22 protein-coding genes and 1 pseudogene are annotated in these 25578 nt (G+C 59.5%); 9 read left to right on the forward strand and 14 right to left on the reverse strand.

From position 1 onward, the window contains the following. Positions 1 to 3 precede the first annotated feature (3 nt). Positions 4 to 1104 (reverse strand): efflux RND transporter periplasmic adaptor subunit, encoded by a 1101-nt coding sequence (locus AC0Z8Z_RS08215; protein ID WP_485618775.1) that lies wholly within the window; start codon positions 1102 to 1104, stop codon positions 4 to 6. Between the two features lie 106 nt (positions 1105 to 1210). Here AC0Z8Z_RS08215 and AC0Z8Z_RS08220 point away from each other — a divergent pair, with 106 nt between their 5' ends. Next, the gene (locus tag AC0Z8Z_RS08220; protein ID WP_485618776.1) at positions 1211 to 1843 is read left to right on the forward strand and encodes a TetR/AcrR family transcriptional regulator; all 633 of its coding nucleotides are present in this window, start codon (positions 1211 to 1213) and stop codon (positions 1841 to 1843) included. A gap of 139 nt (positions 1844 to 1982) precedes the next feature. On the opposite strand, the gene AC0Z8Z_RS08225 is transcribed toward AC0Z8Z_RS08220, so the two are convergent. Both AC0Z8Z_RS08225 and AC0Z8Z_RS08230 read right to left on the reverse strand, forming a co-directional pair. After that, on the reverse strand, positions 1983 to 3071 hold the full coding sequence (locus AC0Z8Z_RS08225; RefSeq protein ID WP_485618777.1) for a catalase family protein: 1089 nt from the start codon (positions 3069 to 3071) through the stop codon (positions 1983 to 1985). Between the two features lie 133 nt (positions 3072 to 3204). After that, the gene (locus AC0Z8Z_RS08230) at positions 3205 to 3996 is read right to left on the reverse strand and encodes a class I SAM-dependent methyltransferase (protein WP_485618778.1); all 792 of its coding nucleotides are present in this window, start codon (positions 3994 to 3996) and stop codon (positions 3205 to 3207) included. 98 nt (positions 3997 to 4094) lie between these two features. On the opposite strand from AC0Z8Z_RS08230, the gene AC0Z8Z_RS08235 reads away from it, so the two are divergent. Continuing rightward, positions 4095 to 4724 (forward strand): energy transducer TonB, encoded by a 630-nt coding sequence (locus tag AC0Z8Z_RS08235; protein ID WP_485618779.1) that lies wholly within the window; start codon positions 4095 to 4097, stop codon positions 4722 to 4724. A gap of 45 nt (positions 4725 to 4769) precedes the next feature. On the opposite strand, the gene AC0Z8Z_RS08240 is transcribed toward AC0Z8Z_RS08235, so the two are convergent. The 6 genes from AC0Z8Z_RS08240 to ppc form a co-directional block, all read right to left on the reverse strand. Then, complete coding sequence (locus AC0Z8Z_RS08240; protein ID WP_485618780.1) at positions 4770 to 5468, reverse strand: extensin-like domain-containing protein; 699 nt, start codon at positions 5466 to 5468, stop codon at positions 4770 to 4772. A gap of 49 nt (positions 5469 to 5517) precedes the next feature. Continuing rightward, the gene (locus AC0Z8Z_RS08245) at positions 5518 to 6426 is read right to left on the reverse strand and encodes a DUF72 domain-containing protein (protein ID WP_485618781.1); all 909 of its coding nucleotides are present in this window, start codon (positions 6424 to 6426) and stop codon (positions 5518 to 5520) included. After that, positions 6387 to 6677: a hypothetical protein gene (locus AC0Z8Z_RS08250; RefSeq protein ID WP_122537800.1), complete on the reverse strand. Its 291-nt coding sequence runs from the start codon at positions 6675 to 6677 to the stop codon at positions 6387 to 6389. The genes AC0Z8Z_RS08245 and AC0Z8Z_RS08250 overlap by 40 nt, the downstream gene beginning before the upstream one ends. Positions 6678 to 7014: 337 nt before the next feature. Next, entirely contained in the window at positions 7015 to 7689 is a 675-nt protein-coding gene (gene tsaB / locus AC0Z8Z_RS08255) for a tRNA (adenosine(37)-N6)-threonylcarbamoyltransferase complex dimerization subunit type 1 TsaB (protein WP_485618782.1), read from the reverse strand. Positions 7690 to 7780: 91 nt separating this feature from the next. Next, the gene (adk, locus tag AC0Z8Z_RS08260) at positions 7781 to 8428 is read right to left on the reverse strand and encodes an adenylate kinase (RefSeq protein ID WP_122537338.1); all 648 of its coding nucleotides are present in this window, start codon (positions 8426 to 8428) and stop codon (positions 7781 to 7783) included. A gap of 284 nt (positions 8429 to 8712) precedes the next feature. Further along, positions 8713 to 11349, reverse strand: a complete 2637-nt coding sequence (ppc, locus tag AC0Z8Z_RS08265; protein WP_485618783.1) for a phosphoenolpyruvate carboxylase — start codon at positions 11347 to 11349, stop codon at positions 8713 to 8715. 243 nt (positions 11350 to 11592) lie between these two features. On the opposite strand from ppc, the gene AC0Z8Z_RS08270 reads away from it, so the two are divergent. From AC0Z8Z_RS08270 to AC0Z8Z_RS08300, 7 genes and pseudogenes are all read left to right on the forward strand, one after another. Then, the gene (locus tag AC0Z8Z_RS08270) at positions 11593 to 11928 is read left to right on the forward strand and encodes a pilin assembly protein (protein ID WP_122537336.1); all 336 of its coding nucleotides are present in this window, start codon (positions 11593 to 11595) and stop codon (positions 11926 to 11928) included. A 287-nt stretch (positions 11929 to 12215) separates the two neighbouring features. Continuing rightward, positions 12216 to 12641, forward strand: a complete 426-nt coding sequence (locus AC0Z8Z_RS08275) for a DUF4398 domain-containing protein (protein WP_074893253.1) — start codon at positions 12216 to 12218, stop codon at positions 12639 to 12641. A 48-nt stretch (positions 12642 to 12689) separates the two neighbouring features. Then, positions 12690 to 13472, forward strand: coding sequence for a lipotoxin F family OmpA-related lipoprotein LptF (gene lptF, locus AC0Z8Z_RS08280; RefSeq protein WP_369304409.1), 783 nt, complete (start codon positions 12690 to 12692; stop codon positions 13470 to 13472). Positions 13473 to 13900: 428 nt separating this feature from the next. Beyond that, complete coding sequence (locus AC0Z8Z_RS08285) at positions 13901 to 18589, forward strand: RHS repeat-associated core domain-containing protein (RefSeq protein ID WP_485618784.1); 4689 nt, start codon at positions 13901 to 13903, stop codon at positions 18587 to 18589. Then, positions 18589 to 18999: a hypothetical protein gene (locus AC0Z8Z_RS08290; RefSeq protein WP_485618785.1), complete on the forward strand. Its 411-nt coding sequence runs from the start codon at positions 18589 to 18591 to the stop codon at positions 18997 to 18999. The genes AC0Z8Z_RS08285 and AC0Z8Z_RS08290 overlap by 1 nt, the downstream gene beginning before the upstream one ends. A gap of 24 nt (positions 19000 to 19023) precedes the next feature. Next, a pseudogene (locus AC0Z8Z_RS08295) lies at positions 19024 to 19290 on the forward strand (RHS repeat-associated core domain-containing protein); the annotation flags it as partial. Between the two features lie 335 nt (positions 19291 to 19625). Next, positions 19626 to 20027, forward strand: a complete 402-nt coding sequence (locus tag AC0Z8Z_RS08300; protein WP_485618786.1) for a hypothetical protein — start codon at positions 19626 to 19628, stop codon at positions 20025 to 20027. 256 nt (positions 20028 to 20283) lie between these two features. Here AC0Z8Z_RS08300 and AC0Z8Z_RS08305 read toward each other — a convergent pair whose 3' ends face one another. From AC0Z8Z_RS08305 to lysS, 5 genes are all read right to left on the reverse strand, one after another. Next, positions 20284 to 21207, reverse strand: coding sequence for an alpha/beta hydrolase (locus tag AC0Z8Z_RS08305; RefSeq protein ID WP_485618787.1), 924 nt, complete (start codon positions 21205 to 21207; stop codon positions 20284 to 20286). A gap of 27 nt (positions 21208 to 21234) precedes the next feature. Next, positions 21235 to 22512 carry a flavohemoglobin expression-modulating QEGLA motif protein gene (locus AC0Z8Z_RS08310; RefSeq protein ID WP_122535091.1) on the reverse strand — a complete coding sequence of 426 codons (1278 nt, stop codon included), beginning with the start codon at positions 22510 to 22512 and terminating at the stop codon, positions 21235 to 21237. A 26-nt stretch (positions 22513 to 22538) separates the two neighbouring features. Continuing rightward, on the reverse strand, positions 22539 to 23096 hold the full coding sequence (locus tag AC0Z8Z_RS08315) for a cache domain-containing protein (protein ID WP_122535090.1): 558 nt from the start codon (positions 23094 to 23096) through the stop codon (positions 22539 to 22541). A gap of 18 nt (positions 23097 to 23114) precedes the next feature. Further along, positions 23115 to 23846: a TetR/AcrR family transcriptional regulator gene (locus tag AC0Z8Z_RS08320; RefSeq protein WP_122623438.1), complete on the reverse strand. Its 732-nt coding sequence runs from the start codon at positions 23844 to 23846 to the stop codon at positions 23115 to 23117. A 216-nt stretch (positions 23847 to 24062) separates the two neighbouring features. Next, positions 24063 to 25565: a lysine--tRNA ligase gene (gene lysS, locus AC0Z8Z_RS08325; RefSeq protein ID WP_485618788.1), complete on the reverse strand. Its 1503-nt coding sequence runs from the start codon at positions 25563 to 25565 to the stop codon at positions 24063 to 24065. Between the last annotated feature and the right edge of the window lie 13 nt (positions 25566 to 25578).

The raw sequence follows: 25578 nt of genomic DNA on the forward strand, positions 1-25578 counted from the left end.
CCCCTACTCCTTCGCCGCCAGCTTCACCGCCCGATTACTGCGGTCGACCGGGCGCACCTGCTCGCCCTCGTGGAGCACGTGCACACCCGCCGCGACGACCCAGTCGCTGGCCTGCAAGCCGCTGAGCACCGGCACGGTTTCCTGGCCGTAGGCGCCGACCTGCACCGCCGTGCGTTTCAGGGTGGCATCGCTTTGCAGGCGCCAGACGTAGGTCACGCCGTTTTCGGCGGTCAGCGCGGAAAGCGGCACGGACAACGGAACAGCGTGTTCGGACTGGATGTAAACCCGAGCGCTCTGGCCCAGCTCGGCCGGGACCTTCCCGCTGGCGAAAGCGATGCGCGCGGCGAAGGTGCGCGAACGTGGATCGGCAGCGGGCGAGAGCTCACGGATGCGGCCCGGAAAACGCTGCTCGCGCTGGGTCCAGAGTTCGACGGAAACCGGATCACCGATCTTGAAGCGGCCGTAATTCTGCTCCGGAAGGCTGATCGACACTTCGCGCTCGCCGTCAGCGGCCAGAGTAAAGACGGTCTGCCCGGCCGCCACCACCTGACCGACTTCCACCAATCGTCTGGCGATGACACCGTTTTGCGACGCACGAAGCACGGCGTAGCCGGTCTGATTGTCGGCAACGGTCAATTCAGCCTTGAGCTGTCTAAGACGGGCGTCTGCGGCGCGGTAGGTGTTTTCGGCATTGTCGTAAAGCGACTTGCTGACCATCTGCCGGTCCATCAGGGTTTTGTAGCGGTCGCGCTCGGAGCGGACTGTCTGCAGATTGGCTTCGGCAGCTGCAACCTGAGCACGGGTGGCGTCCTGCTGCAAGCGCACGTCCTGGGCATCGAGCTCGGCCAGCGGCTCATTGACGGTGACCCGCTCGCCTTCTTCGACCAGACGCTTGCTGACCTTGCCGGAAATGCGGAAAGCAAGTTCCGGCTCGAAGCGAGCGCGGACCTCGCCCGGATAGCTGTCCATGGACTGGGCAGACGGCAACGGTTGCACCACCATGGCGGGCCGCACTGCGGCGGTCACCGGTGCCTCCTTGCCGCAACCGGAAAGTGCCACGATGAGACTGACCGGCAGGGCAAGAAGCAGGGCATCGCGGAGCATGATGAGGCACCTTGGCAAGAGAGCTTTGAATAATTGTACCGGCGAGTATATTTAAAATTACCGAACTGAACAGTCCACTAATCAAACGAAGACGCCTGACACCGCCATGACTGACTCGACCTCCTCCACCGGACCCGGCCGCCCCAAGGATCTGGCCAAGCGCCAGGCCATTCTCGAAGCCGCCAAAAACCTGTTCGTCCGCAATGGTTACGCCAACACCAGCATGGATGCCGTTGCCGCTGAAGCCGGGGTTTCCAAGCTCACGGTGTACAGCCACTTCACCGACAAGGAGACATTGTTTTCCTGCGCGGTGGTGGCGCGCTGTGAGGAGCAAGTGCCGGGGTTGTTCGTGGATGTGCCGATGGGCGAACCCGTCGAGAAAGTATTGCTGGGTATTGCCAGAGGATTTCAGACGCTGATCAACAGCCCTGAGTCCATCGATTTGCATCGCCTGATGATCACCCTGGGAACCCAAGGGTCTTCATTGTCTCAAGTGTTTTTCGAAGCGGGACCACAGCGCATCCTGCATGAGATGGAGCGGTTTCTGACCAGACTGAACGGCACGAACGGTCTGCGCTTCGAATCGCCTGCTGGCGCAGCGGGGCACTTTTTGTGCTTGATCAAAGGGGTGTGCAATTTCAGGCTGCTGATCGGCACCGGCGAACTGCCGGATGAGCAGACCGCGGAGCACCATGTGCGGGAAGTGGTAGCGTTGTTTCTCAAGGCGTATCGGGTGTAGGGCGATAACTACGAAGGTGCGCACGCGGGCCTCTTCCCGGCTGAAGCCGGTCCCACTAATCGACCGCGTACTCATAGTGGGACCGGCTTTAGCCGGGAATGCGGAGTGGAAGACACCACAGAATTTGACTACCAGCTTGTCAGCGAGGCTCGTGCATCGGGCAGCCGTTGTGGCTGGCGCGGAAGCCTGAAGACAGCTCATAGGACGGCTTGCGAACCCGCATGACGCCGCCGAGTGGCCGGTGTTCGACCACGCCATGCCAGGGGCTGAAGGCCATGCCGTCGTCGATTTCCTGCTGGCGTTCTTCCGACCAGCTGTCCTGGCGCGGCACTTCAATACGGGCCACGGTCACGAACGGGCTCAGTTCCTCGGACCATTCCACCGAAGCATCTTCAATCGGCATTTTTTCGAGGTCGGTCGCCAACTGGATGCGCACCTCCCACACCCCTCCCTTGCTCGCGAAGTGACTGCGCACCGCTTCCCGCAAACCGTCGGGATGATCATTCAGGTCCACTTTCTGGTCGGTCAACGCGGTGAGCTCGGGAGAAACAGGCACCACGCTCAGCTTGGCGTAATAGCGGCCATAGAGAAACGGCACCACAGTGTTATAGGTTTCACCCAGTAAGTGGGTCATCGGATGCCCGCCCAGTGATTTGAGCGTGCCACTCTCCCCGCCCATCGCTTCGACCGTCGACTCCAGGCCACGAAACAACGCCGACAGCGCTTTCTTCATGTTGGGCACTTTGTCGGTGGTCTTGGCCAGCAGCTTGAGAGTCTTGAGAAAATCCTTCGGAGTAACAGCCGTGAACGCCCTGGCGTTCTGCATCACGAAATCCTGGGTGACCTGCCCTTCGCTCCCCGGCAAACGTGCGCCCTGCACACCGACCAGCTTGATAGCCAGCCCACGCGGGGTTGATACCTTGTCGTCGAGCAGGTCACCCGGATTGGTGGAAAAGCGCATCTTCAAATCCAGCGTGCCGGGATGCGCGAAAACACCCTGAGCCAAGTCAGTGGGCAGGCCGTCCAGAATATGAATCTGCCCGTGCAGCAAGCCATGCGCCTTGGCATGCACGCTGCGTATAGCATGGCCGCCATCCTTGTAGGTGGTTTCCAGAATACTGTGCATCGCCTCGGCGAGTTCCTTGCTCGTCTGGGCCTCGTCATCGGGTATCTGCTCGAAGTGCGGCTCGAACGGCAAAGGCGTTACGGACAAACGGGAATTGCTCATCGGTGATCTCCGGCTACTGCTCTGGTCAGGGCGTATCGCCGATGTGCACACACCTGAAACGGCGGCTTGTCAGGCATCGGCACAGCAGAGGACTACGCCCGGGATTGCCGGGTTCAGGTTTACCGGACGAGTGTCATGAACCCGTGCCCTTCAACGCCTTCTTCGGGTAGATGTCATAGCGGCTGGATTTGCCGTCCAGCGCGTAGGAAGGCTTGGGCCCTTCGATGCTTGGCGCCTTGCGTGGACGTTTGACCACGACGCGGTGGCTCGCCAGCGCCAGCGCGGCTTCCAGCAACGCCGGAGCGTCCATGTCATCGCCCACCAGAGGCCGGAACAGGCGCATTTCCTTTTTCACCAGCGCGGTTTTTTCCCGATGAGGAAACATCGGATCAAGGTAAATGACCTGGGGCGGCTCGCCTTCCCATTGGCGAATCAGCTCAATGGAATTGCCGGTCAACAGGCGCATCTGCGCGATGATCCCGCCCACCTCCAGGTCCCTCACCCCACGCGTCAGGCCGTCTTCAAGCAGCGCGGCGATGATCGGCTGCCGCTCGATCAGGCTCACTTCGCAGCCCAGACTCGCCAGCACAAAGGCGTCCTTGCCCAGCCCCGCCGTGGCATCCAGCACCCGAGGGCGCACGCCCGGCTGAATGCCCACGGCCTTGGCGATCATTTGCCCGCTGCCGCCGCCAAACAGACGCCGATGGGCCGCCTTGCCTTCGATGAAATCTACACGCACCGGGCCCGGCGCGTCGTCACCCAGTTGCTGCAACTGCAGGCCGTCTTCGGCCACTTGCAGGGCGAAATCCGCGTCGGCATCCTCCAGCGGCAAACCCAGTCGCTGCGCCCACTGCGCTGCGGTTTCCTGCCCGTCAGGGGTCAGGCTGTCGACCCGAATGCGGCTGCCCGCGTGCTGCTCAGTCATTGTCTCTACGCGCTCAAATAATCTTAATGATTGGCAGGATCTGCCGATAACAAAAGTATCCGGCATTTTGCCAGACCCACGGGCTGTACTGAGCGCTTATGTCAGACATTCAGCAAACCTCCTCGATAGGCTATTTGACGTACGCAGGCGACTACAGCGTACGCAATACCCAAACCCTGAGCGGCGTCACGCAGCTCTGGCAGGATGCGTTTGCCCGTGCGATGGCTCAGCAGGTCGATGACAACGCTGGCGAAACCCCGGAATACAGCGCCGTCGCCACGACGGACAACCTGACCGGCGAGCCTATTGCCGGCGCCACTGCGCTGGGCAAGATCGTTGAGCAGCGTGAATGCCCGGTTCAGGACAAGGAAATCGCGCCGCCGGAGCCGTTGTTCCTGCCGATCGCCGAGTTCGAATGGGACCTGGCCGACAAACCCGCCAAGCCGTTCACCGCGATGGAAATGATCGAGCAGCAGCGCAACCTCGAATTCGATGACAACTGGGTTCGCCCGACCGTCCTCAACCCGTACGATGACAGCGTTGAACCCGGGCCGGGCCCTCAACCTCGCCCACTGTTCCTGCCGATTGCCGAGTTTGAATGGGACTTGGCCGACAAGCCCGCCACACCCTTCAGCGCTGAAGAGATGACCGAGCAGCAGCGTCATCTGGCCTTCGATAACGGCTGGGCGCGGCCGATTGTGCTGCAGAACCTTCGTCTCGCGGCCTGACGCCTGGTTTAACCCAACCGAACCGCGCAACCTCGTTCGCTGCCTTTATCGACACACCCGCCAGCGTCCCATGTCCAGGTGAAAGTGGTTTCGGTGCGCGGCGTTGTAGTCCGGGCTCAGCACCGTATTGAATTGCTGGCAGGCGCCATCCCGCACCAACCGCAGAAAACGCCCGTCGTCGCCGTCGTCTTTCCAGTCCTTGAGCACCGAAATCCGGCGCCCGTCTGCCAGGCGAAATCCGGCGATGTCCAGCGCGTTGGCGGTGGCGTGCTGGCTTAGGCGGCCTTCGCTGCGGTTGTAGATGTTGCGGCAGGCAAAGCTGCCGAGGTGATCGACCTGCGTGACCTTCTGCCCGAACACCGACTGGGCCGCCGGCTGCAACTGATGAATATCGAACAGCGCATACGCCACCGCCAGGCGACAACTGGACAGAAAACTGCTGCTCAGCGCGACGTCGCCGCCCTGGATCCGCAAGGTGTTGGTAAGCGGGCATTTGGCGTCGGCGGCACTGTCGGCCTGGTGCGTGTAACGCAGGGTCGAGGTGTGCAGCGCGGCCTCGCACAACGCCGGATCCTCCTGCAATCGCCAGAGCTTGAACGGCGTAATGAGATTGGGCTCGTCCTGCACATTCAGCGGCGCCCACGGGTTCCAGCGGTCAGCGACAGGCAACCAGCCACGCCAGATCGATACCGCGACCGCCGCGCCGACTAAAATCAGTAGAAGAAAGAGGGTCGAGCCGCGCATGCAGGAAGGTTCTCGTCTGACGGAGGGATGAGTCCACCCTATCTCGACCTCAGAGCAGCCCGAGTTGCTCCACTTGCCGACCGCGATCCAGTTGCGGCAGATCGGGCAGGCCCGGCAGCAGGGTCATCAACTGATGGTGAAAACGACGGGCCAGTTGGGGCGAGGCGATGTTGTCAGGGGTGTGCAGGAACACCGAGGGCGTACGCCCCTCCTCGATCCAGCCAGCCACCTTTTCCGCCCATTGCACGATGAAGCCTTCGTTGATCGCCTCATCCGGCCCGCCAATAAAGCGCACTTGGGGAAAGGACGTCAGCGCCGCCGGCCGCGGCGGCACTTTGGGCTTCTTCGATTGCGCATGAAGCACGGCAGGCTCACTGGAAACGCAACTGAACAGCGGCCGGGAATCCAGACAGATGCGCTCGACGCCGCGGTCAAGCAACAGGCGGTTGAGCTGGCGCTCGTCTTCGCCCTTGGTGAAAAACGCCATGTTGCGCACTTCCACCGCCAGCGGCCGGCCTTCCAGCGCATCAATGAACGCGCCCAGCTCATTGAGCCGATGGGGGCCGAAACTGGCCGACAGCTGCAGCCACAGCGGTTGAAGCCTAGACCCTAGCGGCGCAAGCAGCTGCAGGAAATCCTCTACCGCGCCCAGATGCTCGCGCAGGTCGCCGGCATGGCTGATGTCACGGGGGATTTTTGCCGAGAAGCGGAAGTGCTCGGGCAAGGCGGCCGCCCAACGCTGGACGATCTCAGGCTTGGGACGCGCGTAGAACGTGGTGTTGCCTTCGACGGCATTGAAGACCTGCGCGTACAACCCAAGCAAATCCAGATCCGAGGCGTCCGGCGGGTACAGGGACTCACGCCAGGCTTTTTCGCTCCAGGACGGGCAACCGATGTAGTAAGGCGGGTGGGCGAGGTTCAAACGTGCAGGTCGAGCCCGGAGACTTCGAGGTCCCATTCGACGAAGGTCGAGGTCATCAAGTAACTGCTCAACGCGTGGGCAACGCGGGTGCTCATGGCACGGGGGAAGATAATGTCTTGCTGACGCGCGGGCACATTGGCCGTGGTCCCGGTCTGGCGACGGGCCACTTGCGGATTCACCTCGATCTCATCGTTCACTTCCTCGAACGAGCCTTCCAGCGCCGCAGAATCCTTGCGTGGCTTGCGCTTGATCGGGTAGGTACGTGGTGAGGGACCGGTGATTCGCATCATGCTTACTCGGCGTCTAATAGTGGCAATTTAATCTCACAGTAAGCCCTTAAGCAAACATGCGAACGATAACTAGACCACACTTATTGCGAATTGTTTAAAACAGCCGGAATTTTCTGCGGATTTATCGCCGAACGGTCATCAACTGTGTGACCTGGTTCGCAGATCCGGCGTACAGCCATGCAGTTAGGGGCCCGGTGGATGCCGGCAATCAGTGGGAGGCGCCTTGCTGGCGAGCGCAAATCACCCCGTTACTGTGGTGGTAGTAAATGGCCCAGGTTCGCCAGCAAGCCGGCGCCTACAGATTGATGACCCCGCGTGTACCTGATGTCACCGCTCAGCGCGCCTTGGGCGTGGCGACTTTATCGCGCAGGTAAACCGGTTGGGCGTCGTCGGCGACGATGGCTTCGCCACGGTGCCAGGCGAACGTACCGAGGGTCAGCAAGTCCTGCGCGTGGGGCAACAGTGTGGCATCCCGGGCACTGACAACGGCGGCAATACGCTCGGCATAGCCCCAGCCTGTGCCGGCGCCGAACCAGTCGCCCGTCGCAGCGCCTGGCAAAGCTGCCAGCTCCGGCGCCATGACCGCCTCTTCACCCACCTGCTTCATCTCTCCCGCCACTTCGTGGTAGCAACCCCAATAGACCTCGTCCATCCGCGCGTCGATGGCGGCCGCGACCTGAGTGGCGCCCTGCTCGCGAAAGGCTCGTTGCGCGAGGGCCGCGAGGTTTGAGACCGGCAATACCGGCCGATCCAGACCGAAGGCCAGGCCCTGTACCACACCGATGGCAATGCGCACGCCGGTGAACGCGCCCGGGCCTCGGCCGAAGGCAATGGCGTCCAGCGCCGACAGGCCGATGCCCGCCTCGGCCAGCAAGTCCTTGATCATCGGCAGGAGTTTTTGCGCGTGCAGGCGCGGGATCACCTCGTAATGAGTCAGCACTTTGCCGTCATGCAGCAAAGCGACTGAGCAGGCTTCAGTGGCGGTGTCCAGGGCCAGCAAGGTGGTCATCGGGGTTTCCATCGTTGTGCGAAAAAAAGTGCCGCATTATAAACAACAACGACCCGCAAGCGGGCCGTTGTTCGATGCCTAGAGACGCCAATCAGCTCAGGGCTTCAAGCACCTTGGCGGTGATCTGCTCGACCGTGCCCACGCCTTCGATGTGGCTGCACTTCGGTGTGCCGTCCTGCGCCTGCAGCTTGGTGTAGAAATCTACCAGCGGCTTGGTCTGTGAATGGTAGACCGACAGGCGATGGCGAACGGTGGCTTCGACGTCGTCCTTGCGCTGAACCAGTGGCTCGCCGGTAACGTCGTCCACACCGTCAACCTTCGGCGGGTTGTACAACGTGTGATAAACGCGACCGGAGCCTTCGTGAACGCGGCGACCGGAGATGCGCTTGACGATCTCTTCGTCGTCGACCTTGATCTCGATGACGTGGTCGATGGCCAGACCGGCTTTCTTCAGGGCTTCAGCCTGAGGAATGGTGCGAGGAAAGCCGTCGAACAGGCAACCGCCAGCGCAATCAGGCTCGGACAGGCGATCCTTGATCAGGCCGATGATCAGGTCATCGGAGACCAGGCCGCCGCTGTCCATGACGCTTTTGGCTTGCAGGCCCAGTTCAGTACCGGCCTTGACCGCAGCGCGCAGCATGTCGCCGGTGGAAATCTGCGGAATGTTGAATTTCTCAGTGATGAACTTTGCCTGAGTACCTTTGCCGGCCCCGGGAGCTCCCAGCAGAATCACGCGCATTGTTGTGCTCCTCAAATTTTTATAGAGATATCGTCGGATTCGCCTAAATGGGGCCAATCGCAAAATTTTACTGACCCAACGGCCAAAGGCTGATCAAGATACACAGCCGATTCATGCCGCACAAGACGCCGAAAGTCGCAGTAACCCGCGAAAAACCAGTAGCTTGGCATCGATCGGCGCAAGGGTGGGACGACGTGCAACTCGGTAAGGCTGCACTGCTCGCAACGCATCGGGCGCGCCCGAATCAACACCCTCGTCCTGATTCGGTCGCGCGCGCTGCTCCGTCAGCCGGTGTTGCGCAATCCGGCGGCAATGCCTGCGACAGACACCAGCAGCGCCTGCACCAGCGGACTGTCCAGACTCGCCTCCTGCTGGCGGGAGCGTGCCAGCAACTCCGCCTGCAATAAATGAAGCGGGTCGAGGTAGGTGTTGCGCAGGCTGATGAACTTCAGCGTTTCAGGGCTATGGGCCAACAGCCGGGACTGACCCGTAAGGCCAAGCACCACGTCACACGCCTGCGACAATAGGCCGCGCAGATGCGTCCCCAAATGCAGCAGTTTCGGCTCCACCAGACGTTCGTCGTAGAGCTGGGCGATATCGCTGTCGGCCTTGGCCAGCACCATTTCCAGCATGTCGATGCGGGTGCGGAAGAACGGCCATTGTTCACGCATCTCGGCGAGCAGATCGCCCTGACCGCGCTCCAGCGCCTTGCTCAACGCGTTTTCCCAGCCCAGCCAGGCGGGCAGCATGAGGCGCGTCTGGGTCCAGGCGAAAATCCAAGGAATCGCGCGCAGACTTTCGACCCCGCCTTCGCGGCGCTTGGCCGGTCGGCTGCCCAATGGCAAGCGTCCCAATTCCTGTTCCGGCGTGGCCTGACGGAAGTATTCGACGAACTCCGGGTCTTCCCGCACCACGGCGCGGTAGGCCTTCACGCCATCTGCCGCCAGTTCGTCCATCACTTGGCGCCAGGCCGGTTGCGGCATCGGCGGCGGTTGCAGCGTGGCCTCCAGGACCGCGGCCAGATACAGGTTGAGGTTCTGCTCGGCGATGTCCGGCAGGCCGAACTTGAAGCGGATCATCTCGCCCTGTTCGGTGGTCCGGAAACGCCCCGCCACCGAGCCGGGCGGCTGCGACAGAATCGCCGCGTGGGCAGGGCCGCCGCCTCGACCGACCGTACCGCCGCGACCGTGGAACAGCAGCAGCTCAACCTCTTGCGCGCGGCAGATCTCAACCAGTTTTTCCTGCGCCCGGTACTGCGCCCAGGCCGCGGCGGTGGTGCCGGCATCCTTGGCCGAATCCGAGTAACCGATCATGACTTCCTGCGGACCTTCCAGGCTTCGGCGGTAGGCCGGAATGCTCAACAGCTGCTCAATCACCGGGCCGGCGTTGTCCAGGTCGGCGAGGGTTTCGAACAGCGGCACGACGCGCATGGAGCGCTGCAGCCCGGCTTCCTTCAATAACAGTTGAACGGTGAGCACATCGGAGGCCGCGCCGGCCATGGAAATCACATACGACCCCAGCGACGCCTCCGGCGCAGCCGCTACTTCACGGCAGGTCGCCAACACTTCGGCGGTGTCCGCTTCAGGGCTGAAATGCGCGGGCAGCAGCGGGCGCTTGTTGTCCAGTTCTCGCAGCAGGAAGTCGATGCGGGTCGGCTCATCCCACTCGTCATAGCGGCCGAGCCCTAGGTATTCGGTGATCTCACTCATGGCCGAGCTGTGCCGCGTGGAATCCTGGCGCACGTCGAGCTTCACCAGGAACAGGCCGAAGGTCACCGCGCGGCGCAAACAGTCGAGCAGCGGGCCATCAGCGATCACCCCCATGCCGCATTCATGCAGTGAGTCGAAACACAGTTGCAGCGGCTCGAGCAGTTCGCGGTTGTCGTGCAAAACGTCTTCCGGTGCGACCTGGGTGACACTCAATGAAGCATGGGCCCAGTTGCGCGTGGCCCGAAGCCGCTCGCGCAGCTGTTTCAGAACACTGCGGTAAGGTTCGGCGCTGTCGCCCGCCGCTTCCATCAGCGCAGGGCTGGCTTGCTGCATCGACAACTCGGCGGCCAGTTGATCGACGTCGCGCAGGTACAAATCGGCGGCCATCCAGCGCGCCAGTAGTAACACTTCACGGGTGACAGCGGCGGTCACATTGGGGTTACCGTCGCGGTCACCGCCCATCCAGGAAGCGAAGCGAATCGGCGCCGCTTCCAACGGCAGGTGCAGGCCGGTTGCGGCGTGCAGCGCCTGATCGGCCTTGCGCAGGTAGTTGGGAATCGCTTGCCACAGGGAATTCTCGATGACCGCAAACCCCCACTTTGCCTCGTCGACAGGCGTGGGGCGAACGCGGCGGATTTCTTCGGTGTGCCACGCTTCGGCAATGAGTCGCTGCAAGCGCTCGGTGATCTGCTCACGCTCGTGGCGATTCAAATCGCGATGATCAAGGGCGGCCAGTTGAGCGGCGATGGCGTCGTACTTCTGAATCAGCGTGCGTCGCGCGACTTCGGTGGGGTGCGCGGTGAGCACCAGCTCGATTTCCAGCGTGGTCAATTGCCGCGCCAGCGCCTCTGGCGTCTGCCCGGCCTGCTTCAGGCGCTCCAGCAGCTCAGGCAGCACGCGGGATTCAAACGGCTGCGGCTTGCTGTCATCGCGACGATGAATCAGCTGATATTGCTCGGCGATGTTCGCCAGATTGAGGAATTGGTTAAACGCACGCGCAACCGGCAGCAACTCATCTTCGCCCAGGCCCTCAAGACTGGAGCTAAGCTGCTCAGTGCCTTGAGTCGACGCGTGTCGGTCTGCCTTCGCGCTTTTACGGATGCGCTCGATCTTCTCGAGGAAATCAGCACCGTGCTGATCACGAATGGTGTTGCCCAACAGCTCACCCAGCAGGTGAACGTCCTCGCGCAATCGTGCATCGATATCAGCCATCCAGCCCTCTCCTTCAGCTTTATTGTTTTTACCGGCGAGTCCTTGCAGGGGTCCATTCGCTGCTGCCGAACGGAACGCCCTGCGGGGTTTCGTTTCTATTGGTGTGTATAGAGCGACAAATTGATGTCCCTACGCAACCCTCGACGCACGTTCACCGCCGGGGAAGCCCGTCTCAGTCACGCCTGACTGTGGCTCAGGCCCACGTCCAACGCCCGCCGTGCTGCGGGCAATGATGAGGTATTCATGAAGATCCGAGAGCTCGCCGAACAGTGGGAACAGAACGCCAAGGGCCGTCTGACCGAGACCGCCTACGCTATTCATTTGGATGTTGAGGCTGCCGCGCGGCTGGCGGCGATCGCCGAGATGTACCCCAAGCGTACGCCCGAGGAGTTGCTCGGCGAGTTGATCGGCGCCGCGCTGGAGGAACTGGAGGCGAGCTTCCCATACGTGCGCGGTCAGCATGTCGTTGCCACCGATGAGGAAGGCAACCCGCTTTACGAAGACGTCGGACCCACGCCTCGGTTTCTCGAACTGTCTCGGCGCCACCTTCAGGAAATATCCGATCGGGAAGGCTCTTGAGGGTTGCGTCTGCGACGTCGGTTTCTGACACGTCGAATCCGCTACGAGCGGCGTCAGGCCGGCAATGTCAGGAGCAAACCGGCGTCATTTTTTGAGCGTCAATTTTACAACACGTAACAAAAGCTGACCGGAAGTTTAAAAAAATGTCTGAACTATTCAAAAAAAGCAGCGGTCCGACCAGTTAGCCATTGCAGTAAAGCCGTCAGATGACAGCGGAAGTGACGCAACACCATCCATCCGCGTGGGCTTCTGCTGAAATGGAACAACCAGTTTTCAGGAGTAAAGAAATGGAGTTGACCACCATGAACACCAGCACTGCCAAACCAACGTTCAATCGCCTGCGCGGGCTGAAGATGGCTGCACTGGCACTGGGCACCAGCGTTCTTCTGGCTGGTTGCGCAGGTAATCCTCCAAGCGAGCAGTACGCCGTGACCCAATCGGCCGTCAATGCCGCTGTCACCGCCGGCGCTACCGAATACGCCGCTGTCGAAATGAAGTCCGCCCAGGACAAGTTCAAGCAAGCCGAACTGGCGATGCAGGAAAAGAAATACGACGAAGCTCGTAAATACGCCGAACAGGCCGAGTGGGATGCACGTGTAGCCGAGCGTAAGGCTCAGGCCGCCAAGGCACAGAAAGCAGTGCAGGACGCTCGTCAAGGCGTCAATGAGTTGCGTGAAGAAGGCATGCGTCAGGTTCAGCCTGTCACTCAGTAACGCTTCGCAATTCAAGCATTGGCCATTGAGTTAAAGGACGAAAATATTATGCGTAAACAAGTACTTATCCCTGCCCTGCTGGCTTTGAGCGTTGGTCTGGCGGCATGCTCGTCGCAACCGAACGTGAACCTGGAACAAGCCCGCACCAACTACTCTGCGCTGCAAAGCAATCCGAAAGCCACCGAGCTGGCTGCGCTGGAAACCAAAGACGCCAGCGAGTGGCTGGACAAGGCTGACGCTGCGTACCGCAACAACGATGACCAGAAAAAGGTCGATCAGCTGGCCTACTTGACCAATCAGCGCGTTGAGCTGGCCAAGCAGACCATCAACCTGAAGACCGCTGAGAACGATCTGAAAGGCGCTGCGGCCCAGCGTGCCCAGGCGCGTCTGGATGCTCGCGATGCACAGATCAAGGCACTGCAGAACAGCCTGAACGCCAAGCAGACCGAACGCGGTACGCTGGTGACTTTTGGCGACGTACTGTTTGACCTGAACAAGGCTGAGCTCAAGTCGTCCGGTCTGGTCAACGTCAACAAGCTGGCCCAGTTCCTCCAGGAAAACCCTGATCGCAAGGTCATCGTCGAAGGCTACACCGACAGCACCGGTTCCGCTGCTTACAACGACTCCCTGTCCGAGCGCCGCGCCAACTCCGTGCGCATGGCGCTGATCAAGATGGGCGTAGGCCCTGAACGTATCGTTGCTCAGGGTTACGGCAAGGAATACCCGGTTGCTGACAACGCCAGCGCCTCGGGCCGTGCCATGAACCGTCGTGTGGAAGTCACCATTTCCAACGACAACCAGCCAGTAGCACCGCGCTCTTCCATGAAGTAATGCGGTTGTAGCGGCACATAAAGAGCCCCGCCTGTTGAGAGACAGGCGGGGCTTTTTTGTGGCCTGCGTTTTTCTCCGTATGGGGTTGGGATGAGAGTGCTGTTAGGAAGAACTGAATGCGCCCCGTGTTTTTGGGGACTGCGCAAGAAGTTGCGCACTCACTGGCTAAAATAGGGTAGTTGATGCTCCACAGGCCACGTCGCTCGTGGCCTGTGGACGAGTGCGCAAGAAGTTGCGCAGGGGTGCGCAACTTCTTGCGCACTTTTACTTTGTTGTCGGGTTTAGCGTTCGCTCAAACCTGTTTATTTATTTCTTAAGCTATTGATTTTGCTTGGCTAATTCATGGCTGGCACAACCCTTGATATCTCCGTGGCCCCTGGATCGGCATTCATGCCTTCCGGGCTGTCTTTTAAGCACGGAGAGCATCCTTGGCACCCCCCTTAAATCCGCCGAACGGTGGAAAGAAACGCGAACCTCAAGTGGCGATTGTTCCGCTTGATCTAATTCAGGTCGAAGACGTTGGTCTCGGTGCGACCAATGTCGATGCCTGGCTGCAGGAGATCAGCGGTGGGGTTGTCACGCTTGATCGAATTAAAGCCGAGGCAGGCGGACTGTTAGTAGTAGGCAACATCATGGCGCTCGTTGATGCGCTGAATGACATTGCCAGGCTATGGAGCAGCGAGAAGCGTGATCCCTGGGACTGGGTGAGTCTGGGCATCAATCTGATCGGAATGCTGCCACGCCCGCCCGGAATGGCAGCGGCACGAATTAGCCTTCGTCCGATGCTGTTTCTGGTGCGCCAGGAAATACGTCGGACCGGCAAATTGGTGGTGAGTGACGTGCTGATCGAGATTTTGATCGGGCACCTCAATGCCACCATTGTCGGGACCCTTGATGACTTTGTGCTACAGGCGCAGGCCAAGCTCCCCGGGATTCTTGCCGATGCAGGGAAGCTCGGTGAAGCGGTCGTTCTTCAGATCGCTGCTGGCCTGGAGAAGCTGGTTGACCCGAAGCTGAACGCCAAGGCTGATTTACTGGAAGCGGAGCAGTTGGTCCAGGCCGCTGGGAATCTTTGGGCTTACGACCACCAGGCGGCGATTGACAACATTTTTGCGGCCGCTGCGGATGTTTGCATTGCTGCGGGCAAGGGCGCTGTTAACAGTGCTGCCGAATATTTCGTGCCCGAAGCGCTGAAAAAGCAGGTGCTCAAACACGCAGGTTCTTTGCGTACGATGGGCCCTGAGCTTCGGGATCAGATTAATCTTTTGGCGGATCCTGAGCTTCAGACTTCGATTGGGTCGTTGCTGCAGACATTAGCGGGTGCGGTGGTCACGTGGCGGTCGCGCAATGGGCATGGTCAGTCGTTCAACATCAAACCGGGGGTGGTTAATCAGGCCAAGCGACGGGCCGGTGAAGGGAAGCTTGAGGTTGTGCAGCACGAGAAGCCTGCCAAGGGTCGGCCTAACGAGCTCAAGAATTGTGCCTGCGCCTCTACGGCCAACAGTATTAGTTTTGCGATGGGTTCGGAGTCGGTCAGTCATACCGACTTTAGTTTGCCAGGGCCTTTTCCCATTGAGTGGACGCGGACTTATTGCTCAAGTCTGGATGCCTACGATCATGACGTGGTGGGCGCGCGATGGATCACGCCGTTTACTACGCGGTTTGATCTCGTCGGCGACGGATTGGTCTTCCACGACGCCGATGGCCGCAGCCATGAATTCCCTCTTCCCAAGGTCAAGCTGTTTCACTTCAACGCCATTGAAAACCTGACGGTCGTTCGCCTCAGCAAAGATCGGTTATTGCTGATGCGTGGCCTGGATCACAGGGAGACCTATGTTCGGCGGGGCAAGCGGTTCGTTCTGATCAACAAGATGCTGCCCAATGGCGCCGGGGTCATGCTGCATCATGAGCATCGGCATGATGGGCATTTGGTGCTCTCCGAGTTGGTGACCTACTCGGAGAAAGATCTAAACAAAGTCCATCTTCGCTTGGGTACTTTGATTGATGATCAGGGGCGTCTGACCGGCCTTTGGGAAGTGCGCGATGGCGATGTCAAACGCCAACTGTGTGCGTATCAGTACGACAATTCTGGCGATCTTGTTCTAGCTCAAGACGAGAACGGCGCTGCCTGGCGCTACCAGTATCAACACCATCTCATCACCCGATACACCGACCGCACCAATCGTGGCTTGAGTCTGCAATGGCAAGGAACTGGCCCCGATGCGAAAGCTGTCCGTGAATGGGCTGACGACGGCAGTTTTGATACGCGATTGGCGTGGGATAAAAACATCCGTCTGACCTATGTCACCGATGCGCTCGGTCACGAAACCCGGCATTACTACGACAGCCTCGGCTACACCTATCGCATCTGCCACGCCGATGGGCGTTCCGAGTGGTTCTTTCGCGATGCCGCCAAGAACATCATTCGCCACGTCCACACCGATGGCAGCACCGACCGCTATCGCTACGACAAACTCAGCAACCTGACGGAGCACACACGCGCTGACCACAGCGTGATCAATTACGCCTACGACGATAAGAGTCATCTGATCAAAATCAGCGATGGCGAGGGCGGACTGTGGAAACGGGACTACGACCATCGCGGCAATCTGATCGAGGCGATCGATCCGCTAGAGAACGTTGCCGAATACACCTACAACACGTTTGGTCTTCCTACAGCAATCAAGGACGCTAACGGTAATACCAAGTCGTTGGCCTACAACGACGCCGGACAACTCCTCAAATACACCGACTGCTCGGGCAAAGTGAGTAGCTGGGAGTACGACGAACGCGGCCAGATGATCCGCTTTACCGATCCGGCCGGGTACAGCACGACGTACGAATACAAGTCAGGCCAGCTTGTCCTGATCAAACACCCGGACAAGACCGAAGAACGCTTTAGCCGCGATGCAGAAGGTCGTTTGCTGGCCCACTCCGATGGCCTGGAACGTTGCACCACCTGGCGTTATAGCGCCGCCGGTTTTATCGCCGAACGCGTCGACGCTGCCGAGCAAACCTTGCGCTATCGCTGGGACAAACTCGGTCGTCTCGTTGCGCTGGAAAACGAAAACGAACGCCGTGCGCATTTTCACTACGATCCGGTCGGGCGACTGCTGGAAGAGCGCGGCTTCGACAATCGCTCGACTCAATACCGGTACGATCCAGAAACGGGACGGCTCGCTCAGACGCTTAACGGCCAGCGCACCATCGCACTGACCTTCGACCCAATGGGCCGCCTGACCGAACGCCGGGCCACCCTCGGCGAGCAGTCGCAAAGCGAAACCTTTGCCTACGACGGCAACGGAAATCTGGTCATGGCGACCAACGCCGTCAGCCGCCTGCAATGGTTTCACGATCCGGCCGGCAACCTGCTGCGCGAGCACCAGCATTATTCGAATCTGGATAAACCACTGGTTGCCGTCTGGCAGCATGAATACGACGCCCTTAATAACCGCGTCGCGACTGTTCGCCCTGATGGACATCGCGTCAGCTGGCTTACCTACGGCAGCGGCCATCTGCTTGGCCTGAAGCTCGACGAGCACGAACTACTCAGTTACGAACGCGATGACCTGCACCGCGAAGTGGCCCGCCATCAAGGCAACAGCTTGCTGCAAACCCAAAGCTGGGACCCAGCGGGGCGTCTGCACGAACAACTGCTAGGGCGCACCGACGACAAATTCACGCTCATCAAACGCGCCTACACCTACGACGCCGCCGGCCAACTCACCGACATCAAGGACAGCCGTCGCGGGCAATTGAGCTACCGCTACGACCCCGTCAGCCGACTACTCAGCGCCACCAGTCGATTAGGCACAGAAACCTTCGCCTTTGACCCCGCGAGCAACATGCTCGACGACAGCGCAGCGCCAGTTCGCCGTCCGCTAGATCCCGAGCCGACTCAAAACAAACTCGTCGATAACCTGCTGCGTGACTACGGCGGCAACCACTACGAATACGACGAACGCGGCAACCAGACAGTCCGCTGGACCAACGGGCTGCGCAGCGAACTGCACTGGGACCTCTTCGATCGCCTCGCGCATTTCCGCGATCCGCGCCTCACCGTCGACTTCGGCTACGACCCCCTCGGACGTCGCCTCTACAAACTGTCCAAAGCCCACTACCGCCCACGCCCCGAGGCCGGCACAGGCTGGAACGAAAACGAACACGCCCGCAAAGAGCGGGAACTGGGTTGTGGGTTTACCCTGTACGGCTGGGATGGCAACAACCTTGCCTGGGAAAGCAGCCCGCCGCCCTATGCAGGCGGGTTAGGCCGAACCGTCCACTACATCCACGAGCCCGACACTTTCGTCCCGGTCGCCCAAGCCATCTGCCACGAAACCATCCGCCTCGTGAGCCAACCGACCTACGAAGGTCGCTACAACTTCAAAGAAGACCCGCTCTGGAACTACAAACCCGTCGCACTGCCAATCGACGTCCTCGCCTGGTACCAATGCGACCACCTCGGCACCCCTCAGGAAATCACCGACCAAAACGGCAACACCGCGTGGAGCGCCCAATACAAAGCGTGGGGCGAAGCAACCGAACAGCGCTCCGAGTTCGCCCAACAGATCGGCCTGACTAACCCGATCCGATTTCAAGGGCAATACCACGACCACGAAACCGGCCTGCACTACAACCGGCATCGGTACTATGATCCAAGGGTCGGGCGGTTCATCAGCAAGGATCCGATTGAGTTAGTTGGCGGCCTCAACTTCTACGCCTATGCCCCCAACTCCATAGAATGGACTGATCCACTAGGCCTGACGAAAACGCTTGGCAGCGCAGGCACTCAAAATCGCGCGAACAAACCTAACCAAAATGCAAAGTGTGCCTGCAGAAAAAAATGGGAGGTCAATCGCTTTGATCGCATTTGTGAAGCGAAACTCAACGGCACCATAGTTAAATATTATCGTGCAACTGGGACAGAGATGTGGTGGTCCGCTGACACTGAAGGTCACGGTGGTACAGCGTGGAAATTGATGGAGCAAGATAGCAACCATTTAATCCATGTTCGTGATGTGAATGTTTATGGGGACTTCATGAATAAACATAAAGGAAAAACGGGGAAAGTCATGCCTATGAAAGGCATGAAATGTCGGGATGCCAAAGGAATCTGATGATGATCACGAGCGCTGAAGAATTTAAGCGGTACGTAGAGAGCGAAATCGAGGATGAAAACGCGAAGGCGTTCGATCCAGCGCCTGATGAGGTCTGGTTCGACGTACTGCTAAAGTACCCTGAGCTGAGCCGAGATGTTGTTTTTAATCACACGATCTCGGTGGACGTATTGGAACGGCTATGCCTATGCGACGATATGCATGTGCGCTGGGAAATTGCCATCAAAAGAAGGATAAACCGAGCGATTTTCGAGCAGCTAGCCCGTGATAAAAGCATCATCATCCGGCACAGAATTGCCTGCAATCCCAAAGCGCCAGAAGACATCCTAGCTCAGCTAGCAGGAGATGAAGATCTGATTGTCTCGGAGGCCGCCAGAAAAAGAATAGGCCTTAAAAGCAACCGGGCTTAAGACCAGAGGGGACGGCCCCCTTTAGTTGCATGGAGCGCGCAATACAAATCGTGGGGCGAGGCAACTGAGCAGCGCTCGGAGTTCGCCCAACAGATCGGCCTATCCAATCCAATCCGATTCCAAGGCCAATACCACGACCACGAAACCGGCCTGCACTACAACCGGCATCGGTACTATGATCCAAGAATCGGGCGGTTTATCAGCAAGGATCCGATTGGCTATTTAGGTGGACTGAACATCTACCAATATGGGCCGAACTCAATCAACTGGGTTGATCCGTTAGGGCTGGCAAGTTCGGCCGTTGGACCGCGGCGAAAGCCTAAGTCTGATAAGCCTAATCAGAACTGCAAACGCGCATGCAGAAGAAAGTGGGAGGTTAGCCGGTACGATCGGGTTTCCGAGGGTAATGTCCCTGGCGAGGGCTACGCCAGATATTACAAGGACCCTGACACCAAAAGATGGTGGTCCGCAGATAAAACCGGTCATGGAGACAGCGCTTGGAAAGTATATGAAAAGGGCGGTGCATGGATTACCGATGTCGATATATACGGAGACCACATGGACAAACACAAAAGTGAAACTGGGAAACAGATCAACTTTAAATCTTTAAAATGCTGGGATAACAAATGATCACATCTGCAGACGAATTTGTAGCGCTTCGAAGTAGCACCATCAAGGCGGAGTACGATAGAGCAGCCATGGAAGAAGCACCCATCTCCGTGTGGCGTGCGGTCCTCAAGACCTACCCTGATTACATGAGGTGGGTTGTACACAACAAAACGGTACCGCTGGAGATTCTTGAAGAGTTGTGCTCAGCCGACCCTGAAAGCAAAAGATTCGTAGCAAGCAAAAGAAAACTGTCGCAGAATCTATTTGAAAGTCTGTCAGAAGATTCCGACTCCGTGGTGAGGTGCGGGATAGCCTACAACAGAAAAACACCTCTGGACATTCTTGAAAAGCTGTTTCTAGATGAAGATGAGGATGTCGCTGACGCCGCACGGAGAAACTTCGCATCAAGAAAAAAGTAACACGTGTACAACAGAGTCGAAGGAACGCCCCATTTTTAGTTCCGCGTTTGTGGATGAAAAGAGACAAGGCGCTGCCCATGGAGCTGGCGAATACCTCACCAGCAGGGACAGATTAATTTACGGTGAAGCGTCGTAAATAAATCAGTCCCCTTATGCACAAGTCCCTTTATGCAAAACCAGAGCACGCCGACCGTTCCGGAAATGCAGGCGACTCCGGTGAGTATCTGCGGGATGCAATCGGCGTCGTTAGTCATCGTCACTCGTGCGCTGGCGGTTGGGACGACGGCCCCGCCTTGCCGGATTGAGGATCGGGATAATTCGGAATTTCCCCTAACCTGCGCAAGCCGTTGAAGTGCTGCGGATCATCCAGGTAGCGAACCATCACCTCGCGCCAGGTAGGGTCGCCGAACGTCTGCACGTGCGGCCCGCGGGTTAGTTGCAGTACGCGCGGCGGCGGTGCGGCCTGATACAGGCTGATGCCGTTGTGCAGCTGCACTTGCGTGTCGTCCAGGCTCTGGAACAGCAGCATCGGCGTGCCCTTGAGCTGGGGCATGCCGTTGATGGCGCTGTCGCCGTCGGGGATCACCCATGACAGCGGCCGTTTGATGGGCCACGTCAGCCACGAGGTGCCGAGGGTATACCGCGCGACCTCGCGGTAGCTCGCCGGCACGCCATCGAGCACCAGCGCCTTGACCCGCGCGCGCTGCTGCGGATGTTCGGACAGGTAATGCACGGCCAGCGCCCCGCCGATGCTTTGGCCGAGTACCACCAGCGGTTTGCCCTGCACGTCGGGCGCAGTGTTCAGCCAGTCGAACGCCGCGTCGATGTCCTGATAAATGGCCGGCAGACTTGGCTCGCCTTCGGACCGGCCATAGCCGCGATAGTCCACCAGCAGCACTTGATAGCCCTGCTCCGGCAACCACCAGCTACCCGCCAGATGCCAGGCCATGTTGCCGCCGTTGCCATGCAGGTGCAGCACCGTGCCCTTCACCGGCACGCCAGGCTTGGCCGGCAGAAACCACGCATTCAGACGGGTGCCGTCGGCCGCTTTGAGGGTGACATCGCGCCAGGCCAAGTGCGCTTTATCCGGCGTCAATGGCAGACCGCGTTCCGGGTAGAACAGCAATTCGCTGCAGCCGCTGAGGGAGATGACCACAAGCAAGGCAAGAAGACGCTTCAAGCGATGTCCTTCAATTTAGGATAGGGGTCACAGAATATTGGAGTAATCCGCTTCGATCCGGTCCAGGCTCAGGTGGTTGAGGAAGTTGGAAAAGCACATCCACGCCGACAGCGCATTCATGTCGCGGAACTGGTCGGGCAGGTACTTGGGCGGTACAACCAGACCTTCGTCCACCAACTGGCGCAACGTGCGCATGTCCTCCAGCGTGGTCTTGCCGCAGAACAGCAGCGGCACCTGCTCCAGCTTGCCCTTTCTCACGGCCAACTGGATGTAGTTGTAGACCATGATGAAGCCCTTGAGGTAGGACAGATCCTTGGTGAATGGCAGCCCATTCGGCACCGAGCCGCGGAACACCCGACTGGCGTTGCCGTAGCTCTCCGACATGCCAAAGCCCTGCTCACGATAGAACTCGAACACCTGCAAAAAGTCGGCGCCCTCCTCGGCCATATGGATGGCGCGCGTACGATTGGTCAGCTTGCGCAGGCGGCTTGGGTAGGACGCAAAGCCGATGATCTCCATCAGAATCGCCAGACCTTCCTGGGTCACCGTCGACGAGGGCGGGCCTTTGGACAAGAAGGTGCAGATCGGCTGATTCTGCCCATTGAGCGTAGTGCCGACGTGGACCAGGCCCTCGTGGACTTCGAGCGCCCGCACGTCGCGCTCGTTGAACATCGCGTCGCTGCGGATCTTGATGTAATCGGCGCCAGCCGCAGCGTCGGCCACGATGCCGTCGGATTCGAACACCCGGATCGTCTCTTCGGCTTCACCGAACGTGCGATTGAGCCGGGTCTGCAGCATGGCAACGGCGTCTTTGGCCGTCAGGATTTTCGGCTCATCCTTGAGGTCACCGCGACCGGCGATGTTGTTCAGGTAATCGGAGAGCATCATGCCGAGGTCGGACAGCGTCGGGTCGCCAGCATGGAACGCATCGGACGCCGCGCCGTAGAGTTCCTGGGAAATCAGGCCGAAGTCCGGGGTGCCGCGCGCTTCGAGCATGCGGATGACCATCCGGTACTCCTTGCACATGCGGCGCATGATCTGCCCGACCGGGTTGAACTGGCCCAGTTGTCGGGTGATGTCCCGCTCGATGTTCTGGAACTCCAGCTTGACCGCGCCAGAATCAAATCCCAGTGGGCGATTCTCGTAGTACGCGCGATCCACTTCCGGCAGGTGCTTGCCCTTGCCGTCGAGGAAAGTCTTGCGGATGTTGTCATCCCATTTCACGGCATCGAGGACGCGGATCGGCGTCTGCGCCACCACGATACGATCGGACAACGTGCGAATAGTCTGTTGGTATTCGTCCACCCGGTACCCCTTATTGAAACGTTGCGCTATTTGGTCATGCGCTGATATTGAGCTGCTTTGAGAAAGACATCGGAATAGGCTGGATCGTCGAGGTAGGCAAACACCCTGTCCATGGGGCTTGAAATCAGCATGCCGTCGCCCTTCACCGTATCGACCCGCTCGCCGTCGAGCACCTTCTGCTCGACCAACTGCTGAAACCGCTCCAGGTCGAGGTCATAGACCACCAATTCGTCGGCGCCGTTCTCGTTATCCATCAGGTCAAACCCGGCGATGACGTAATTGCCGCCGTATTTGTCAGGCAGCGCAGCGGACACGTACCAGCGGCTGCCGTGGCGCGACACGGTGAAGGCGTACTCGTCACGGTTCTTGCGATCGCCTTTGCGGTAGCTCACTGCTTTGTAGCGGTCGGGGCCGGCGCGGCTGATCTCCAGTTCGAGCGGCTCGCCCCAGGCATTTTTACTGCTCCAGGTGCCGAGCAATTTGGGCGGGGCGGTATTACTGGCCGGAATCGGGTCTTTGAACGTCACCAGGCATCCGCTCAACAGCGCGAACGACAGGGCGAGCAAAACGCTCCAGACTCTCATCGGGTTCTCCTTGAGGTATCAGCCAGCCATCGGCTTGGCGGTGCCCAGTACCAGATGCATCTGGCGAGTAAGAATAGCGAGCATTTCTTCGTCTGCGCCGGGCTGAGGCCCGTTGAGCAGCCCCTGATATTCCATCCGGCAGATGAGCCCCGTCAACACTTGGGCGTCCAGTTGCGGCTGAACCGAGCCCATGACTTCGAGAAACTGGGCGCTGCCCTGCAACAAAATCTGCTGATGGGCGCTCACCAAGGGAGCCAGACGCGGGTTGATCAGCGCTTCGAGCTGGAACGCGTGCTCGGCAATGAGCTGGTCGCGACGGGTCAGCAGTTGATGGCGCACGTACTCCATGGTCATGCGCGCGATCTCGTCGGCCAGCCGGGCGCGGGCCTCGACGCTGCCGTCATTGCGCGCGACCATTTCGCGCAGCAGCGCCTCGGTGTTGGTCCACAGCTTGGCCATGTAGGCCGCACTGCGTTCAACGTACTGCGCAAAGGCATCGGTGAGCAGGTCATCGATGTCTTTGAAGTAGTAGGTGGTGGCGGAGAGCGGTACTTGCGCTTCGGCTGCCACCGCGCGATGACGCACAGCCCGAACGCCGTCACGAATGAGGATGCGCATGGCCGCATCAAGAATCTGCTGCCGACGCTGTTCACTTCCCTGTCGACTCGCCTTGCGGCCCTGGTACTGAACACTCTGCGCGACTGCCGTGGCCAGGCCAGCGGCTCCCTTTTGAGCGATCGTGCGGTTCACAACGGGGTTTCCTTTTTTCGAGTCACTCACATCACGTCAACGTCAGCTTACGGCGGTGTCTGCGCGGACGTCATCGCGAGCAAGCTCACTCCTACAATCGGCGGAGTGCCCCTGTAGAAGTGAGATTGCTCTCGATAGCATCTCCAAATGCAGCCGCGCACTCAACGAACAGCCAAAAAAAAGCCGCCCTGCTCAGGCGGCTATTTTTTACATCACTTACGCCTGAGGCCGCATGTGCGGGAACAGGATGACGTCACGTATGGACGGCGAATTGGTCAGCAGCATGACCAGACGGTCGATGCCGATGCCCTCGCCCGCTGTCGGCGGCATGCCGTATTCCAGCGCCCGGACGAAGTCTGCGTCGTAGTGCATGGCCTCATCGTCGCCGGCGTCCTTGTCCGCGACCTGAGCCATGAAGCGCTCGGCCTGGTCTTCCGCGTCGTTCAACTCGGAATAGGCGTTGGCGATTTCGCGGCCGCCGATGAACAGCTCGAAGCGGTCGGTGACGTTCGGGTTGTCATCGTTGCGACGGGCCAGCGGCGACACTTCGAACGGGTACTGGGTGATGAAGTGCGGCTGCTCCAGCTTGTGCTCGACCAGCTCTTCGAAAATCATCACTTGCAGCTTGCCCAGACCTTCGAAGCCCAGCACCTTGGCGCCGGCTTTCTTGGCGATGGCGCGGGCCTTGTCGATGTCGTTCAGGTCATCGGCGGTCAGCTCGGGGTTGTACTTGAGGATCGAGTCGAACACCGACAGACGCGCAAACGGCTCGCCGAAGTGGAACACCTTTTCGCCGTACGGCACGTCGGTGCTGCCAAGAACCAGCTGGGCCAGTTCGCGGAACAGCTCCTCGGTCAGGTCCATGTTGTCTTCGTAATCAGCGTAGGCCTGGTAGAACTCGAGCATGGTGAACTCGGGGTTGTGCCGGGTCGAAACGCCTTCGTTACGGAAATTGCGGTTGATCTCGAACACTTTCTCGAACCCACCGACAACCAGACGCTTGAGGTAAAGCTCCGGCGCGATGCGCAGGAACATTTCCAGGTCCAGCGCGTTATGGTGAGTCTCGAACGGCTTGGCCGCAGCGCCGCCCGGGATGGTCTGCAGCATCGGCGTTTCGACTTCAAGGAAGTCGCGTTGCATCAGGAAGCTGCGGATGTGGGCGATGACTTTCGAGCGAACGCGGAAGGTCTCGCGCACGTCTTCGTTGACGATCAGGTCGACGTAACGCTGGCGATAACGCTGCTCGGTATCCACCAGACCATGGTGCTTGTCGGGCAGCGGACGCAGGGACTTGGTCAGCAGGCGCACGTTGGTCATTTCGACGTACAGATCGCCCTTGCCGGAACGCGCCAGGGTACCTTCGGCCGCAATGATGTCACCCATGTCCCAGGTTTTCACCGAGGCCAGGGTTTCTTCGGGCAGCGTCTTGCGGTTGACGTAGACCTGGATGCGCCCGGTCATATCCTGAATCACCATGAACGAGCCACGGTTAAGCATGATGCGCCCGGCAACCTTGACCGGAATCGCCGCCTCAGCCAGCTCTTCCTTGGTCTTGTCCGCGTATTGTTTCTGCAGGTCGTTGCAGTAGTTTTCGCGACGGAAGTCGTTCGGGAAGGCATTGCCCTTGGCGCGCTCGGCCGCAAGTTTTTCCTTGCGCAGGGCGATCAGGCTGTTTTCTTCCTGTTGCTGGGCTTGCGGGTCGAGTTGTTGGTCGCTCATGTCTTGATTATCC

The organism is Pseudomonas sp. 1L-C-7-B-C1 (genome assembly GCF_057291635.1).

Excerpts from the sequence above, each read along its gene's own strand:
- AC0Z8Z_RS08215 (WP_485618775.1), bottom strand. The coding sequence starts at position 1,104 with ATGCTCCGCGATGCCCTGCTTCTTGCCCTGCCGGTCAGTCTCATCGTG.
- AC0Z8Z_RS08220 (WP_485618776.1), top strand. The coding sequence starts at position 1,211 with ATGACTGACTCGACCTCCTCCACCGGACCCGGCCGCCCCAAGGATCTG.
- AC0Z8Z_RS08225 (WP_485618777.1), bottom strand. The coding sequence starts at position 3,071 with ATGAGCAATTCCCGTTTGTCCGTAACGCCTTTGCCGTTCGAGCCGCAC.
- AC0Z8Z_RS08230 (WP_485618778.1), bottom strand. The coding sequence starts at position 3,996 with ATGACTGAGCAGCACGCGGGCAGCCGCATTCGGGTCGACAGCCTGACC.
- AC0Z8Z_RS08235 (WP_485618779.1), top strand. The coding sequence starts at position 4,095 with ATGTCAGACATTCAGCAAACCTCCTCGATAGGCTATTTGACGTACGCA.
- AC0Z8Z_RS08240 (WP_485618780.1), bottom strand. The coding sequence starts at position 5,468 with ATGCGCGGCTCGACCCTCTTTCTTCTACTGATTTTAGTCGGCGCGGCG.
- AC0Z8Z_RS08245 (WP_485618781.1), bottom strand. The coding sequence starts at position 6,426 with ATGGGACCTCGAAGTCTCCGGGCTCGACCTGCACGTTTGAACCTCGCC.
- AC0Z8Z_RS08250 (WP_122537800.1), bottom strand. The coding sequence starts at position 6,677 with ATGCGAATCACCGGTCCCTCACCACGTACCTACCCGATCAAGCGCAAG.
- tsaB (WP_485618782.1), bottom strand. The coding sequence starts at position 7,689 with ATGACCACCTTGCTGGCCCTGGACACCGCCACTGAAGCCTGCTCAGTC.
- adk (WP_122537338.1), bottom strand. The coding sequence starts at position 8,428 with ATGCGCGTGATTCTGCTGGGAGCTCCCGGGGCCGGCAAAGGTACTCAG.
- ppc (WP_485618783.1), bottom strand. The coding sequence starts at position 11,349 with ATGGCTGATATCGATGCACGATTGCGCGAGGACGTTCACCTGCTGGGT.
- AC0Z8Z_RS08270 (WP_122537336.1), top strand. The coding sequence starts at position 11,593 with ATGAAGATCCGAGAGCTCGCCGAACAGTGGGAACAGAACGCCAAGGGC.
- AC0Z8Z_RS08275 (WP_074893253.1), top strand. The coding sequence starts at position 12,216 with ATGGAGTTGACCACCATGAACACCAGCACTGCCAAACCAACGTTCAAT.
- lptF (WP_369304409.1), top strand. The coding sequence starts at position 12,690 with ATGCGTAAACAAGTACTTATCCCTGCCCTGCTGGCTTTGAGCGTTGGT.
- AC0Z8Z_RS08290 (WP_485618785.1), top strand. The coding sequence starts at position 18,589 with ATGATGATCACGAGCGCTGAAGAATTTAAGCGGTACGTAGAGAGCGAA.
- AC0Z8Z_RS08300 (WP_485618786.1), top strand. The coding sequence starts at position 19,626 with ATGATCACATCTGCAGACGAATTTGTAGCGCTTCGAAGTAGCACCATC.
- AC0Z8Z_RS08315 (WP_122535090.1), bottom strand. The coding sequence starts at position 23,096 with ATGAGAGTCTGGAGCGTTTTGCTCGCCCTGTCGTTCGCGCTGTTGAGC.
- lysS (WP_485618788.1), bottom strand. The coding sequence starts at position 25,565 with ATGAGCGACCAACAACTCGACCCGCAAGCCCAGCAACAGGAAGAAAAC.